The following is a 13,906-nucleotide window of genomic DNA, read 5'->3' on the forward strand; positions in this document are numbered from 1 at the left end:
GGGGCGCGATGCGCCGTACCGTCCCCTCAGGGCGCCAGGCGCCCAGGCCCTGGTTCCGACCCGCCCCGGGCAGCCGCCTGTGCCGCGCCCGTCCCGTCGATCGCCGCCCGCCAGCCATTGGCGACCGCTCTGAAATCCGGGGCGCCGGCATGATTGGTGAGCATCACCAGCGCGCCGTGTTCGAGCGGGACGATGCGGCCACGCCAGCCGCCGCGGCGGAAATCGCTGGCCTTCGCCACCCGCTTGCCCGGCACGTACAGCACCGCTACGGGCATGCCGTCGACGCGGCTGACCAGGTGCACGGTCTTGTAGGGCCCGACCGGGCAGTCGTGCACGTAGGTGACGTCGGCCGGCGTCGGCCCGCGCAAGGTCACGCCGCGATCGGCGAAACCGGCCGCGATCGCCGGCGCGCCGATCGGCCGGGTGAGGTCGAGCGAGCGGATCTCGCCGGGCATGTGCGCCACCGCCAGCGCGGGCAGCGAACGCGCGTCCAGCTGGCGCCAGGCAAGCCCGCCGCCGATGGCGACCAACACCGAAGCGGCGAGCGCGAACGCGATGCGGCGCCGGCGCAGCACGTGCCGGCGCTCGCCGGTGGCCTGGGCCAGCAACACGCGTTCGGCGAGGCCCGCGGGCACCGGCACCTCCAGCGCGTCGCGCAATTCGCGTTCGAAGGACTGCGCACGCTCCCATGCGGCCTTGCACGCGGCGCAACCGTCGCGATGCGCCAGCAGCTCGGCGGCACGCGACTGCGGCTCGGCGGCGAGCCGGCGACGGAACTCAAGGCAGTCCATGCTGCACCTCCGCACGACCACCTTGCAGGATGGATTTCAGCTTCTGCCGCGCGCGGAACAGCTGTGTCATCACCGCACCGGGCTGCTGGCCCAGCTCGACGGCGATTTCCTCGCAGCTCATGCCGCCCAGCACCTGCAGCAGCAGCGGTTCGCGGTATCTGTGTGGCAGTTTCGACATGGCTTCACGCAATTCGGCGGCGTCGCCGTGGCGTTCGGGGCTGGCCCAGGCAGCGTCCTCGGCGAGGCCTTCGTCCAGTTCCACGACATCCATTTGTTTGCGCTCGTACAGGCGCGCGTGCTCGCGGCGCAGGATGGTCAGCAGCCACGGTTTGGCGGCGTCGGCCTCGCGCAAGGCATCCAGGCTTTTCCACGCGCGCAGCAGGGTCTCCTGCACCAGGTCCTGGGCCAGCGCGTCCTGCCCGCAAAGCCAGTAGGCGTAGCGGTACAGGTCGCCGGCATGCGCGCGCGTCAGCGCCTCGAATTGGCGTTGTCGGGGATTCACCACCAAGGAGACCGGCCCGAGGCGTTTCATCTTTCAGCTCACGCGTCGCGAATCTTGCCGAGGATGCCTTCGAGCTCGTCGTTGCTGTGGTAGTGGATTACCAGCTTGCCGCGGCCACCGCGGGCGGCGGCTACCTCCACGCGGGTGGCGAAGCGTTCGGCCAGCTCGCGCTCCAGCGCGGCGATGTTGGGATCGCGCGGCGGCGCGCCTTTCGCCTTGCCCTTCGGTGCGGCTTGGGCACGGCGCGCGGCGTCCTCCAGCTCGCGCACCGACCAGCCCAGGGTCACCGCCTGGCGGGCGAGCGGCACGGCGACGGTTTCGTCCAGGGTGAGCAGGCAACGGGCATGGCCCATCTCCAGCTTGCCGTCGTCGAGCAGCTTCTTGATCGGCTCGGGCATCTCGGTGAGGCGCAGCAGGTTGGACACCGCGGCGCGCGAGCGGCCCACCGCGTCGGCGGCCTGCTGGTGGGTGAGGTCGAAGTCCTCGATCAGCCGCTTGATCGCGTCGGCTTCTTCCAGCGGGGTGAGGTCCTGGCGCTGGATGTTCTCGATCAGCGCCATGGCGGGCACCGCGACTTCCGGCACCTCCTTCACCAGCGCGGGGATCTCGCCCATCTGCGCGCGCTGGGCGGCGCGCCAGCGGCGCTCGCCGGCGATCAGTTCGTAGCGGTGCTTGCCGATCGCGCGCACCACCACCGGCTGGATCAGCCCCTGCGCCTTGATCGAGGCGGCCAGCTCGTCCAGCGCCTCGTCGTTCCAGTGGCGGCGCGGCTGGTACTTGCCGGGCTGGATCTGCTGGATCGGCAGGGTGCGCAGCTCGCCTTCCTGTTCCAGCACCGGCGCCGCGGCGCCTTCGCCGCCGAGCAGCACGTCCAGCCCGCGGCCCAGTCCTCGTTTCTTTGCAGCTGCCATGTCTAGAGCCTGTTCATGGATCCCGAGCACTCCGCGCCGGAAGCTGTTTGCGCGCAGGCCAGGGAAGAGTAGCGGGAATGGACATCCGGCCACGACCGGATGATGGCGCCGGCGTGCGGGCAAGCCGACCCGGCCCGACGGGATGACAGCGCGAAGTGCCTGGAACCCATGTGCAGGCTCTCAGTCCCGGTGGTTGGCGGCGGGTGCTTTCAGCACCGCGCCATGCGCGCCCGCCTGGGACGGTTCGATCATGTCGGCCGGATCGTCCGCCTCGTGCGTCTCCACCGGCGGCGGCGGCAGGCCGCGCTCGCGGCGGATGATCTCGCCGGCCAGGCCGATGTAGGCGATCGCTCCGCGCGAGCTGCGGTCGTACAGGTGGATCGGCTGGCCGTGGCTCGGCGCCTCGGCGAGGCGCACGTTGCGCGGGATGATCGAGCGCAGCACCTTGTCGCCGAAGTGCTGGGTGAGCTGGGCGGAGACCTCGTTGCCGAGGTTGTTGCGCACGTCGTACATGGTGCGCAGCAGTCCTTCGATCTCCAGCTTCGGGTTCAACCGCTGGCGCACCGCCTTGACCGTCTCCAGCAGACTGGAAAGGCCTTCCAGCGCGAAGTACTCGCATTGCACCGGGATCAGCACGCCGTCGGCGGCGGTGAGCGCGTTGAGCGTCAGCAGGTTCAGCGAGGGTGGGCAATCGACCAGGATGGTGTCGTAGCGGGCTGCCACCGTGGCCAGCTGCTCCTTGAGCCGGTGCTCGCGCGCCAGCGTGTCCATCAGCTTCAGTTCGGCGGCGGTGAGGTCGCCGTTGCCGGGCAGCAGGTCGTAATGGCCTTCGGTGGCCACCACCGCGTCCGTCACCGTGGATTCCTCCAGCAGCACCGCGCAGCCGTTCGGGCGCGCCGCGTGCTTGTCCACGCCGGAGGCCATGGTGGCGTTGCCCTGCGGGTCCAGATCGACGAGCAGCACGCGGCGCTTCGCCGCGGCCAGCGCCGCCGCGAGGTTCACCGCCGTGGTGGTCTTGCCGACGCCGCCCTTCTGGTTGGCGACAGCGAGGATGCGTGCCATGTCGTCGTTTCGTGTGCGCACAAGGGGGCCTAGATTAGCAGGCCGCGTCGCCCGGGTTCAGTCGGCCGCGCGACCCAGCACCATCAGGCTGCGCTCGGCATCCAGCCCAGGCACCGCCAGCGCGTGGACACCGCGCAGCGCAAAGCCGGGCGGCACGCCGGGCAATTCCTCGGCAGGCAGCCGGCCCTTCATCGCCAGCCAGACGCCGCCCGGGGCCAGCAGGTGGCCGCCCCAGCCCAGCATGTCGGCGAGGCTGGCGAAGGCCCGCGCGGTGACGCAGTCGAATGTGCCCTCGACGTCCTCCACCCGCGACTGCACGGCACACACATCGTCGAGCTTGAGCGCGCGGATCGCCTCGCGCAGGAAGCGCACCTTCTTGCCGTTGGAATCCACCAGCAGGATTTGCCGCCCCGGCGCGGCGATCGCCAGCGGAATGCCAGGCAGGCCGGGCCCGGTGCCGAGGTCGGCCAGCGTCTCGCCCTGCACGTAGGGCAGGATGGCCAGCGAGTCGAGCAGGTGGCGGGTGACCATCTCGGCCGGGTCGCGGACCGCGGTGAGGTTGTAGGCGGCGTTCCAGCGTTCCAGCAGCGCCTGGTAGTCCAGCAGGCGCTCCACCGCGCCCGCCGGCAAGGCCAGGCCGAGTGTGGCGATGCCCTGTTCGAGGCGGGCTTGCAGGACGGCGCGGGTGCTCATGCGGGTTCCAGTGGGCGTCAGGCCGGGCAGTATCCGGCAGATCTTTAGCTTGCGATCACACTTGAGCGAGAAATTCACCAGGGCGGCCATCCTCGGGCGCGCGGCTCGGTGCCTGCGGACATCCGCGACCGCCGCAGTCGCACCGGTGGAGATCCGTCGCCACACCCCCGGGAAAAGAAAACCCGCCGGACGGCGGGTTCAAGGCTTGCTTCATTCCCCTGACGCGCGGCGCTCTCGGGCGCGCGGCGCGGATCGGCGCGGATCAGGCGAAATCCAGCTCCACCCGGGTCACCATCACGCCGCGCGCGCGCAAGCTGCCGTTGAGGCTTTGCTTGAGCTGTTGGCCCAGGGCGCGCCGATCCTCGGCATTCGCCTCGGCCTCGCCGTGCAACGCTTCCAGCGCGCCGCGGCGGATCAGCTGGTCGGCCTGCTCGATCACTGCGTCGGCGCGCTCCGGCTCCAGCACCTGCCAGTACACCGTGCCGCGCACGTCACGCGCATCGGCCAGTGGTTCCTCGAAACGCAACACGCGGCCACCGAGATCGATGCGATGACCCACCCGGTCCAGCAGGGGCAGCACCACGTGTGTGCCCGGCTGCAACAGGCGCACCGGCTTGCCGTGGCGGTAGAGGCTGTAGACCTGCCCGTCGGGGACATGCTTCACCGCGATCGCGGCAAGCGCGAGCAGGCTGAGGGCGGTGGTGAGGATCAGCGCGAACATGACGAGAAAAATCAGTATGTTATCTATTGATTGTTACGGTTTGACAACAGCTTAAGGATACAGCCACATGAACATGCGAAGATTAATCTTTATTTAACGCCGATGCTCGGTGGCTTGCAAGCGTCGCCGTCCTCGATCTGTGTCGGCATCGACCGACCTGTCTGAAGGCAAGCATCGGCCGTACCAGCCGGCCCGGCCGGTGATGCAGGCGCAGCCACACGCCACGCATCCGTGGGCGCAATCACGTTGCGGATGTCGACCCGGTCCGCCTTTCGCCGCCCGGGCCGGCCGCCGCCGGCCGCACCGCGACGGTTGGGCGAGGGTCCCGACCGGCTCGGCCGGGGCAGCTGTGGACGCGCTGCGTCAGAACCTGCCGGCGCGGAAGTCGGCGATTGCCTCGTGGATCTGCTCGGGGGTGTTCATCACGAACGGCCCGTAGCGGGTGACCTGCTCGTTCAGCGGCCTGCCGGCGACCAGCAGCACCCGCGCCGCCGCCGCGCCACCACCGATGCGCACGCTGTCGCCCGGCGACAGCACCGCCAGCTCGCTTCGCGCCAGCGTGTCGCCGGCCACCAGGGCCTCGGCGCCGTCGAACACGTAGGCGAAGGCGTGGTGGCCTTCGGGCAGCGGAATCTCCACCTGCGCGCCGGGCTCGACCGCGATGTCCAGGTACACCGGCGCGGTGACGATGCCGGACACCGGTCCGGTGGCGCCGGCGAACTCGCCCGCGATCACCTTCACGCCGACGCCGTCGGCCGGATGCACCTGTGGGATGCGCTCGGGGCCGATGTCCTGGTAGCGCGGCGCGGTCATCTTGTCGCTGGCGGGCAGGTTCACCCACAGCTGGAATCCCCACATGAGCCCGTTTTCCTGCTGCGGCATTTCCGAATGCAGGATGCCGCGCCCGGCGGTCATCCATTGCACGCTGCCGGGAACGAGGTCGCCGCGGTTGCCGTGGTTGTCGCCGTGCTGCATGTGTCCGGCCAGCATGTAGGTCACCGTCTCGAAGCCGCGGTGCGGATGCTCGGGGAAACCCGCGATGTAGTCGTCGGCGCTGTCGGAACGGAACTCGTCCAGCAGCAGGAAGGGATCGAGCATGTCCAGCGCGGGCTGGCCGATGATGCGCTTCAGCTTCACGCCTGCGCCGTCGGAGGTGTCGGTGCCGCGGATGCGACGGAGGATGCGGCGTTCGCTCATGGCGGTGCTCCGGTGAGGGGATGCCGCCAAGATGATCGCGCGTGGCGCGTTATCCAAGCGCCACGGCGGGAACGCATCGTTCCGCCGGGGCAACGGTTTCAGGCCAGCCAGCGGAACGCGCGGCGCAGCTCGGCCTCGGCGTTGTCCAGATAGCAGCGGCCGTGGGCCAGGATCACCCGCCGCGGCCGCCAGCCCATCACGCGCTGCAGGCAGGCGCGCGCGGTGGCGCGGTCGCGGAAGGTGAAACGCATGTCCAGGGGCGTCTTGCCGTCGGGATCGAGCACGCCGCCCAACCGGGCGATCCAGCGCATCGCGGCACCGAGCTTGGCGGCTTCGAAGTTTTCGATCAGGTCGGCGAGGATCAGGGTGGCGCTGGCGCGGTGCAGGAACACCACCTCCTCGAACACCCGGCTGCCGCGGAAATGCAGCTGGTCGAGCTCGGCGGCCCAGGCCGGCCCGGGCAGCTCGCCGAGATCGGCATCGAAGCTCACCTCGATCTGCTGGCTGGCCGCGCGTTCGCGCACGCCGGGCGAGGCCCACGCGACAGCTTCGGGATAGCGCCGCTTCCACGCCGCGATGTGCGCGTAGTGCAGCTTGTTCGGCGATACCAGGTGGCGCACCGGGCCCAGCGCTTCGATCGCGGCGAACAGCGCCGGATCGGGCGCGATCGGCGAATGGCACCACAGGCCGCCATCGGCCAGCCGCGCCACCACCATGCGGGTGGTGAACGGCGCGCTGCCGCCCAGCGCGGCCATGCGAACGATGGGGCCGTCGACGATCCACAGGCCGGCTGCGACCGGCTTCGGCGTGTTGATGGGCTCGTAGAGCGGTGCGGCGGCGTTCAAGAGTGCTTCCTCCCTGCCGCGCCCGGCGTCAATGCACCCAGTGCCCGCTGCGATGGCGCGGCGGCGTGCCGTCGCTGCCGGTATCCGGCGCCGTGTGCCGCTGCACCATAGCCTCCAGTTCGGCCTCGGTGGCGGGCTTGGCCTGCCAGTACTGACCGACCGCCTCGAGCACGGCTGGCACCTGCGACAGGCACTCGTCGTATTCCTCGTCGCTGAGCTTTTCGAACTCGGCGTCGGCACTGAGCACGCCGTCGTCCACCGCCAGTGCCATCACCGGGCCGAGCAACTCCATCAACTGCGGGTCGTCGGCGAGCCGGCTTTCCCATAGCGCCGCGCGCAAGTCGATGCCGCGGCTGAAACCCTCGCACCAGCCGGCGGCGGACAGCTGCGGGCCGCTGTCCGTGTCGATCTCGCCGAGGATGGGCTCGTAGGCGTCCACGTCCAGTTCCGCGCTGATCGAATCGTTGAGCTTGGCCAGCAATTCCAGCACGCGGTTGCCCTCGCGCTCGTCGGCGAACGGCTCGTGCAGCACCTCGGGCAGCCATTCGTCCGGCAGCACCTGCAACGGGCCCACCGCCAACGCGCTGAGCAAGCCGTGCACGCCGTCCAGCAGCAGGCGGTCGTCGCCCTCCCGGACGTGGGCGCGCAGGTAGCGGTCCAGTTCGTCGAGCTCGTCGTCGGTGAGCGAGCTGGGCCAGTCGGTCTTGCTTGTGTTCATCACGTATCCAGTTCCAGCGTCACCGGGGTGTGGTCGGAGGGACGTTCCCAGCGCCGCGGTTCGCGATCGATCGCAGCGCCAACGGCGGCGGATCGCAACGCCTCACCGACGAGGATCAGGTCGATGCGCAGGCCCATGTTGCGCCGGAAGGCGCCCTGCCGGTAGTCCCACCAGCTGTAGTGCCCGCCCTCCGGTTCGAACAGCCGGAAGCTGTCGTGCATGCCGAGGTCGGTGATCGTCTTGAGCGCGGCGCGTTCGGGCGGCGAGCAGAGGATGTCCTCGCCCCAGGCGGCCGGGTCGTGCACGTCGCGATCGTCGGGCGCGATGTTGAAGTCGCCCAGCACCACCAGGTTCGGATGGCGCGCGATCTCCCCGGCGAGGAATTCGCGCACCCGCTCCAGCCAGTGCAGCTTGTAAGCGTATTTCTCGTCGCCCACAGCCTTGCCGTTGACCACGTAGAGGTCGACGATGCGCAGGCCGCCTATGCCTGCGGCGAGGATGCGCCGCTGCGGATCCTCCAGCCCGGGGATGTCGGTGACCACGTCGGCGAACTCGCCCAATTCCTCGCGGGCGAGGATCGCCACGCCGTTGTAGGTCTTCTGCCCCGAATACACGCTGCGGTAGCCGGCCGCGGCGAGCTCCGCGGCGGGGAACTTCGCGTCCTCCAGCTTGGTTTCCTGCAGCGCCACGATGTCCGGCCGGGCGTCCTCCAGCCACTGCGTCAGCTGCGGCAGGCGTACCTTCAGGGAGTTCACGTTCCACGAGGCAATTTTCATGCGGGCATTGTACGGGATGCCCGTGAACCGGCCCGTGCGCGGCTGCCGCCAGCTGAACCGCCGGAGCGGGGGTCCGACGCCGCGGCGCGTTTCCATGTAAGCTCGTCATGGCAAAGTCCGGGGAGGACTCGGATTCCCTGCTTCATCCTGCGCCCGGGGGCTACCGCTCCTGGCCGCCAATCATTCATGTTTCAAGGGTATGTGTCATGTCGGAACGTCAGAGCGGTACGGTCAAGTGGTTCAACGATGCCAAGGGCTTCGGCTTCATCACGCCGGAAAGCGGTGAAGACCTGTTCGTGCATTTCCGCGCGATCCAGGGCAACGGCTTCAAGTCGCTGCAGGAAGGCGAGCGCGTCACCTTCGTCGTCACCAAGGGCCCGAAGGGCCTGCAGGCCGAGGAAGTGCAGAAGGCCTGAGCCTTCGGCAATCCCTCGCCGCAAGAGCCCGCCGCAAGGCGGGCTTTTGCTTTTGCGGTCGCCCCGATCGCGAGGATCGACCAGCCGGCCGTCGCCGGCCGCACATCCGTTTCAATCCAGCAGCCCATGGCTGCGCAACAGCGCCTCCGGCTCGGGCTTGCGGCCGCGGAACGCGACGAAGCTTTCCAGCGCGGGGCGGCTGGCGCCCACCGCGAGCACTTCGCGGCGGAAACGCGCGCCGGTGGCGGGCTCGATCACGCTGCCGGATTCCTTCGACGCGTCCTCGAATGCGCCGAAGGCGTCGGCACTGAGCAGTTCGGCCCACAGGTAGCTGTAGTAGCCGGCCGCGTAGCCGCCCGCGAAGACATGGCTGAAGGCATGCGGGAAGCGCTGCCAGGCCGGTGGATGCAGCACCGCGACCTGCTTGCGCACGTCCTCCAGCACCGCCAGCGCACGGGCCCCTTCGGCGGGGTCGTAGCCCAGGTGCAGGCTGAAATCGAACAGCGCGAATTCCAGCTGGCGCACGAGGAACAGGCCGGCGTGGAAATGCCGCGCGGCCAGCATGCGCTGGAACAGTTCCTCGGGCAGCGGTTCGCCGGACTGCCAATGGCGCGCGAACAGGTCCAGCGCCTCGCGGTTCCAGCCGAAGTTCTCCATGAACTGGCTGGGCAGTTCCACCGCATCCCACTCCACCCCCTCGATGCCGCCGATCGAGGGCAGGGCGATCTCGGTGAGCAGGTGGTGCAGGCCGTGGCCGAACTCGTGGAACAGGGTAAGCACGTCGTCGTGGGTGAGCAGCGCGGGGCGCCCTTCGGTAGGCGGCGCGAAATTGCAAGTAAGGAAGGCCACCGGCAACTGCTTCCCGATGCCATCTGGCTTGGGGCCGTCGTCGAAACGCGCGCGACATACGTCCATCCACGCGCCGCCGCGCTTGCCGTTGCGCGCGTAGAGGTCGACGTAGGCACCGGCGAACACGCGACCGTCGGCGTCCCGCACGTCGTAATAGCGCACGTCGGGATGCCATACGTCGACCCCCTCGCGCGGGGCGAGGCGGATGCCGTAGAGCTTGTGCACGATCGCCCACAGCCCATCGATCACCGCGGGCAGCGCGAAGTAGGGCTTGAGCTGCTCCTCGTCGAGCTCGTAGTTCCGCTGGCGCAGTTTCTCCGACGCGTAGCCAACGTCCCAGGGCTCCAGCATGTCCAGCCCCAGCTCGGCCCGCGCGAACTCGCGCAGCGTAGCCAGCTCGCGTTGCGCCACCGGCTTCGCGCGCGCGGCGAGGTCGTGCAGGAATTCCATCACCTCGACGGGCGAACCGGCCATCTTGGTGGCCAGCGATTCCTCGGCCGCGTTGGCGTAGCCGAGCAGCTGCGCGCCCTCGTGGCGCAATGCCATGATGCGATCGATGCGCGCGGAGTTGTCGTACTTGCCCGCGTGCGGGCCCTGGTCGGAGGCACGGGTCTGGTAGGCCCAGTAGACGCGCTCGCGCAGGCCGCGGTTGTCGGCGTAGGTGAGCACGGCCTGCACGCTGGGTTGCTTCAGCGTGACCAGGTAGCCGTCCAGTTCCTGCTCTTTCGCGTACTGGCGCAGCACCGACAGGCCGGACTCGGGCACGCCGGCGAGGTCGCGTTCGTCGGTGACGTGCTCGTGCCAGGCGTCGGTGGCGTCCAGCACCGCGTTGGAAAACTCGGTGGAAAGCTTGCTGAGCTCCACGCCGATCTCGCGGAAGCGCGTACGCGCCGGTTCCTCCAGCGCCACGCCGGAAAGGCGGAAATCGCGCAGCGCGTGCTCCACCAGCGCGCGCTCGGGCCGGCCCAGTGCGGCGAACCCGGGTGCGTCGGCCACCGCCTGCACCGCGGCGTACAGCTCGCGGTTCTGGCCCTGTTCGAGGCCGTAGTCGGTGAGCTTTTCCTCGGCTGGCCCGTAGGCTTCGCGCAGCGCCGGGCTGTCGGCTACCGAATGCAGGTGCGACACCGGTGCCCAGGCGCGGGCCAGGCGTTGGCCCAGCCGTTCCTGCGCCAGCATCACGTGGGTGAAATCGCGCGCCGCGCCGGACGCGGTGAGCGCGGCGATGGCGGCGCGGTCGTCGGCGAGGATGGCGTCGATCGCCGGCGCCACGTGTTCGGGGCGGATACGGGAAAACGCCGGCAGTGCATCGTCGCCCAGCAGCGGGTTGTCTTGGTTCATGGAAGCTCCTTGTCGACGCGAAGCGTGGCGAGCGCGCAGGGCGAAATCAAGCGCCGCCGCGTGACGGGGCCGGCTGTCATCTGGGCGGCGTAGCATCCGCGGCATGTCGCCGACCGAACTGGCCGAACTGCTTGGACGCACCGCGATGTTCGCCCAGGTGGGCGACGCGCCGCGCGCGGCGCTGGCGCGGCAACTGCGTTGGCTGTGCCTGCCGGGCGGGCAGCATCTGTACAAGGCCGGCGAAGCCGCCGACGCCCTGTACCTGCTGCGCAGCGGCAGCCTCGGTGTGTTCGACGGCCCCACCACCCTGCTTCACCAGCTGGCCGCCGGTGAATGCGTGGGCGAGATCAGCCTGCTCTCGGGCGGCCACCACCGCCTCGCGGTGCGCGCGCTGCGCGATTCGGAGCTGCTGCGGCTGGACCGCACCGCGTTCGAGGCGCTGATCGAACACCATCCGCGCGCGATGCTGGATGTGGCCCGCGTGGCGATGCAACGCCTGCTGCAGAACCAGCGTCGCGACACCGCGCCGGACAAGCCGCGCACCTTCGCGATCCTGCCGGTGGACGCCGGCGTGCCGGTGCGCGCGCTGGCGCTGCAGCTGGGCCGCGCACTGGAGGCGCACGGCAGCTGCGTGCTGATCGACGCGGAGCACGGCGCCGCCCGCGGCAGCGACTGGTTCGCCGAACGCGAGTCGCAGGCGCGTTTCGTGATCTACCTCGACAGCAGCGGCGACGCGCTGTGGCGCCAGCGCTGCCTGCGCCAGGCCGACGTGCTGCTGCTGCCCGCGCTGGCCGCGCGGCCGGCACGGCCGTGGCCGGAGGCCGCGCCCGCCCACCCCTCGCGTGCGCGATACCGCCCGCGCCACCTGCTGTTGCTGCACGCGGGACGCCAGGTGCAGGCCGGCGCGGCGCGGCGGTGGCGTGCGCAGTTCAGCGGCGAGTTGATGCACCACCACATCCGCGGCGAGGACGACATCGCCCGGGTGGCCCGACTGGTCAGCGGCCATGGCCGCGGCCTGGTGCTGGCCGGCGGCGGTGCGCGCGGGCTGGCCCACCTCGGAGCGATCCGCGCGCTGCGCGAGGCCGGCCACAGCTTCGATGCGATCGGCGGCACCAGCATTGGCGCGATCATCGGCGCCGGCGTGGCCGACGGCTGGGACACGCCAACCCTGCTGCGGAAATTCCACGCCGCCTTCGTGCGCGGCCGCCCGCTGTCGGACTGGACCCTGCCGCTGGTGGCGCTGACCCGCGGCCGCCGCGCCGCCAGGCTGCTGCGCGAGGCCTTCGGCGCGCTCGACATCGAGGACCTGGCCAAACCGTTCTTCTGCGTCTCCACCAACCTCTCCGGCGCGGGCCGCGTGGTGCACCGGCATGGCCCGCTGTGGTTGTGGCTGCGCGCTTCCAGCGCGATCCCCGGCGTGCTGCCGCCGGTGCTGCACCAGGGCGAGGTCTACGTGGACGGCGCACTGGTGGACAACCTGCCAACCGACGTGATGGCCGCCGACGGGCTCGCCCACCTCACCGCGGTGAGCATCCGCGCCGACATCGAGCTGCGCAGCGGCATCGAGGACTTCGCCACGCCGTCGTGGTGGCGCCTGCTGGTGCAGCAACGCCACGGCCCGCGCTGGCCGGGGCTGGTCTCCACGCTCACCCGCGCCGCGATGGTCAACAGCGAGGAGACCAGCGGCTACTGCCGCGCGCTGGCACAGCGGCTGATCACCCCGCCGCTCGACCACGTCGGCATGCTCGACTGGAAAGACTGGCAGCGCGCGGTGGAGGCGGGCCACAGCGAGACGGTGCGGGTGCTGGAGGCCGAGCGCGGCTGAGTCACCGCGGGCCGGGTTGCAGGTCGCGCCTGAACCCGGATTCCCGCTGGGTTCGGCAGGTCGGACCGAAGCCCGAGCTGCACGGGGAACGAAAACGTAGAATGCACGCATGAATTCCCTGCGCAGCTACAAGGGCATCGCCCCCGTCCTCGGCGAACGCGTCTATGTCGATCCGGCGTCCAGCGTGATCGGCGACGTGGTGCTGGCCAACGACGTGTCGATCTGGCCCGGTGCGGTGCTGCGCGGCGACGTGCACCACATCCGCGTGGGCGCACGCACGAACATCCAGGACGGCGCTATCGTGCACGTGGCGCACCAGGGCCCGTACGGTCCCGGCTTTCCCTGCCTGATCGGCGCCGACGTCACCGTCGGCCACGCCGCGGTGGTGCATGCCTGCACCATCGAGGACGGCTGCCTGATCGGCATGCACGCCAGCGTGCTCGACGGCGCGGTGGTGAAGAAACATGGCTTCGTCGGCGCCGGCGCGGTGGTGCCGCCGGGCAAGGTGGTGGGTGAGCGCGAGCTTTGGCTGGGCAACCCGGCGAAGTTCGTGCGCCTGCTCAGCGACGCCCAGGTCGCGCAGCTGCTGTATTCGGCCGCGCATTACGTGCGGCTGAAGGACGACTACCTCGCCGGCTGATCCGGCTCACTCCGGCGTGGCCGCGCCCGCCTGTCGCGCGCTCATCGCCGCCGCCTCCGCTGCATGCCGCTTGCCCAGCAGGATGCGCTGCGCGTCGAGGTAGCCGCCGAGCAGCGCGAGCTTGTAGTCGCTGGCGTTGAGCACGTAGTGCGCCGGGTCGTACTGGTAATTGCCGGCGTCGTAGGCACGCAGCAGCTGCAATTCGCGCTGCGCCTCGTTGAGGTCGCCCGCGGCGATGGTCCTCTCCACGTCTTCGCAGGCCGGCTTGAATGCCTCGCGCAGCTTGTCCAGCGCGGTGGCGTTGTGCGGGTCGAGCTGCAGCACGCTGAAGTAGAACTCGAACGCGTTGCTGCCCACGGGCGCCACCAGGCGACCGTCGTGCAGCGCGTCGCCGGCGAGGCCGAGCAGGATGCGCGTGCCGCTGTCGTCGGCCGTCGGCACGGTCGCGGCGCGCGCGTTCCAGTGCCACCAGCCGCCGCCGGCCAGGATGATTGCCAGGACGCCGCCCAGCCAGAGCCTGCGGCGAGAAAGGAAGGTTGCGAGAGCTTGCATGGCGCCTGTGCCTGGGTGGACCCGAGGTCGCGGCCGTCCGTCGGGACGACCGCGACCGTGGCGGCAAGCT

General features: G+C 70.2%; 15 protein-coding genes. 3 read left to right on the forward strand and 12 right to left on the reverse strand.

Annotated elements, in window-relative coordinates:
* Nucleotides 1–26: 26 nt before the first annotated feature.
* The 10 genes from AC2EWF_RS08475 to xth form a co-directional block, all read right to left on the reverse strand.
* Nucleotides 27–791 carry a DUF3379 family protein gene (locus tag AC2EWF_RS08475; protein WP_483638919.1) on the reverse strand — a complete coding sequence of 255 codons (765 nt, stop codon included), beginning with the start codon at nucleotides 789–791 and terminating at the stop codon, nucleotides 27–29.
* On the reverse strand, nucleotides 778–1,323 hold the full coding sequence (locus AC2EWF_RS08480; protein ID WP_483638920.1) for a sigma-70 family RNA polymerase sigma factor: 546 nt from the start codon (nucleotides 1,321–1,323) through the stop codon (nucleotides 778–780). The genes AC2EWF_RS08475 and AC2EWF_RS08480 overlap by 14 nt, the downstream gene beginning before the upstream one ends.
* Before the next feature lie 8 nt (nucleotides 1,324–1,331).
* Nucleotides 1,332–2,204: a ParB/RepB/Spo0J family partition protein gene (locus AC2EWF_RS08485; protein ID WP_483638921.1), complete on the reverse strand. Its 873-nt coding sequence runs from the start codon at nucleotides 2,202–2,204 to the stop codon at nucleotides 1,332–1,334.
* 180 nt (nucleotides 2,205–2,384) lie between these two features.
* On the reverse strand, nucleotides 2,385–3,266 hold the full coding sequence (locus AC2EWF_RS08490) for a ParA family protein (RefSeq protein ID WP_483638922.1): 882 nt from the start codon (nucleotides 3,264–3,266) through the stop codon (nucleotides 2,385–2,387).
* A 57-nt stretch (nucleotides 3,267–3,323) separates the two neighbouring features.
* Nucleotides 3,324–3,959, reverse strand: a complete 636-nt coding sequence (gene rsmG, locus AC2EWF_RS08495) for a 16S rRNA (guanine(527)-N(7))-methyltransferase RsmG (protein WP_483638923.1) — start codon at nucleotides 3,957–3,959, stop codon at nucleotides 3,324–3,326.
* Between the two features lie 262 nt (nucleotides 3,960–4,221).
* Nucleotides 4,222–4,680, reverse strand: a complete 459-nt coding sequence (locus AC2EWF_RS08500) for an SPFH domain-containing protein (RefSeq protein WP_483638924.1) — start codon at nucleotides 4,678–4,680, stop codon at nucleotides 4,222–4,224.
* 363 nt (nucleotides 4,681–5,043) lie between these two features.
* Nucleotides 5,044–5,877 carry a pirin family protein gene (locus tag AC2EWF_RS08505; RefSeq protein WP_483638925.1) on the reverse strand — a complete coding sequence of 278 codons (834 nt, stop codon included), beginning with the start codon at nucleotides 5,875–5,877 and terminating at the stop codon, nucleotides 5,044–5,046.
* Nucleotides 5,878–5,975: 98 nt separating this feature from the next.
* Nucleotides 5,976–6,722, reverse strand: a complete 747-nt coding sequence (locus tag AC2EWF_RS08510) for a DUF4336 domain-containing protein (RefSeq protein ID WP_483638926.1) — start codon at nucleotides 6,720–6,722, stop codon at nucleotides 5,976–5,978.
* A 28-nt stretch (nucleotides 6,723–6,750) separates the two neighbouring features.
* Complete coding sequence (locus tag AC2EWF_RS08515) at nucleotides 6,751–7,440, reverse strand: YecA/YgfB family protein (protein ID WP_483638927.1); 690 nt, start codon at nucleotides 7,438–7,440, stop codon at nucleotides 6,751–6,753.
* Nucleotides 7,440–8,216 (reverse strand): exodeoxyribonuclease III, encoded by a 777-nt coding sequence (gene xth / locus AC2EWF_RS08520; RefSeq protein ID WP_483638928.1) that lies wholly within the window; start codon nucleotides 8,214–8,216, stop codon nucleotides 7,440–7,442. Before xth ends, AC2EWF_RS08515 begins: the two co-directional genes overlap by 1 nt.
* A gap of 206 nt (nucleotides 8,217–8,422) precedes the next feature.
* On the opposite strand from xth, the gene AC2EWF_RS08525 reads away from it, so the two are divergent.
* The gene (locus AC2EWF_RS08525) at nucleotides 8,423–8,632 is read left to right on the forward strand and encodes a cold-shock protein (protein WP_077480516.1); all 210 of its coding nucleotides are present in this window, start codon (nucleotides 8,423–8,425) and stop codon (nucleotides 8,630–8,632) included.
* Between the two features lie 111 nt (nucleotides 8,633–8,743).
* Here AC2EWF_RS08525 and AC2EWF_RS08530 read toward each other — a convergent pair whose 3' ends face one another.
* The gene (locus tag AC2EWF_RS08530) at nucleotides 8,744–10,819 is read right to left on the reverse strand and encodes a M3 family metallopeptidase (RefSeq protein ID WP_483638929.1); all 2,076 of its coding nucleotides are present in this window, start codon (nucleotides 10,817–10,819) and stop codon (nucleotides 8,744–8,746) included.
* Between the two features lie 103 nt (nucleotides 10,820–10,922).
* On the opposite strand from AC2EWF_RS08530, the gene AC2EWF_RS08535 reads away from it, so the two are divergent.
* Both AC2EWF_RS08535 and AC2EWF_RS08540 read left to right on the forward strand, forming a co-directional pair.
* Nucleotides 10,923–12,644 carry a patatin-like phospholipase family protein gene (locus AC2EWF_RS08535; protein WP_483638930.1) on the forward strand — a complete coding sequence of 574 codons (1,722 nt, stop codon included), beginning with the start codon at nucleotides 10,923–10,925 and terminating at the stop codon, nucleotides 12,642–12,644.
* Nucleotides 12,645–12,753: 109 nt separating this feature from the next.
* Complete coding sequence (locus AC2EWF_RS08540) at nucleotides 12,754–13,284, forward strand: gamma carbonic anhydrase family protein (protein ID WP_483638931.1); 531 nt, start codon at nucleotides 12,754–12,756, stop codon at nucleotides 13,282–13,284.
* Nucleotides 13,285–13,290: 6 nt separating this feature from the next.
* Here the strand turns inward: AC2EWF_RS08540 and AC2EWF_RS08545 are convergent, their stop codons facing one another.
* A complete protein-coding gene (locus AC2EWF_RS08545; RefSeq protein WP_483638932.1) occupies nucleotides 13,291–13,836 on the reverse strand; it encodes an energy transducer TonB in 546 nt (181 codons plus the stop codon).
* Between the last annotated feature and the right edge of the window lie 70 nt (nucleotides 13,837–13,906).

It is taken from the genome of Rhodanobacter sp. sgz306013 (assembly GCF_057031145.1).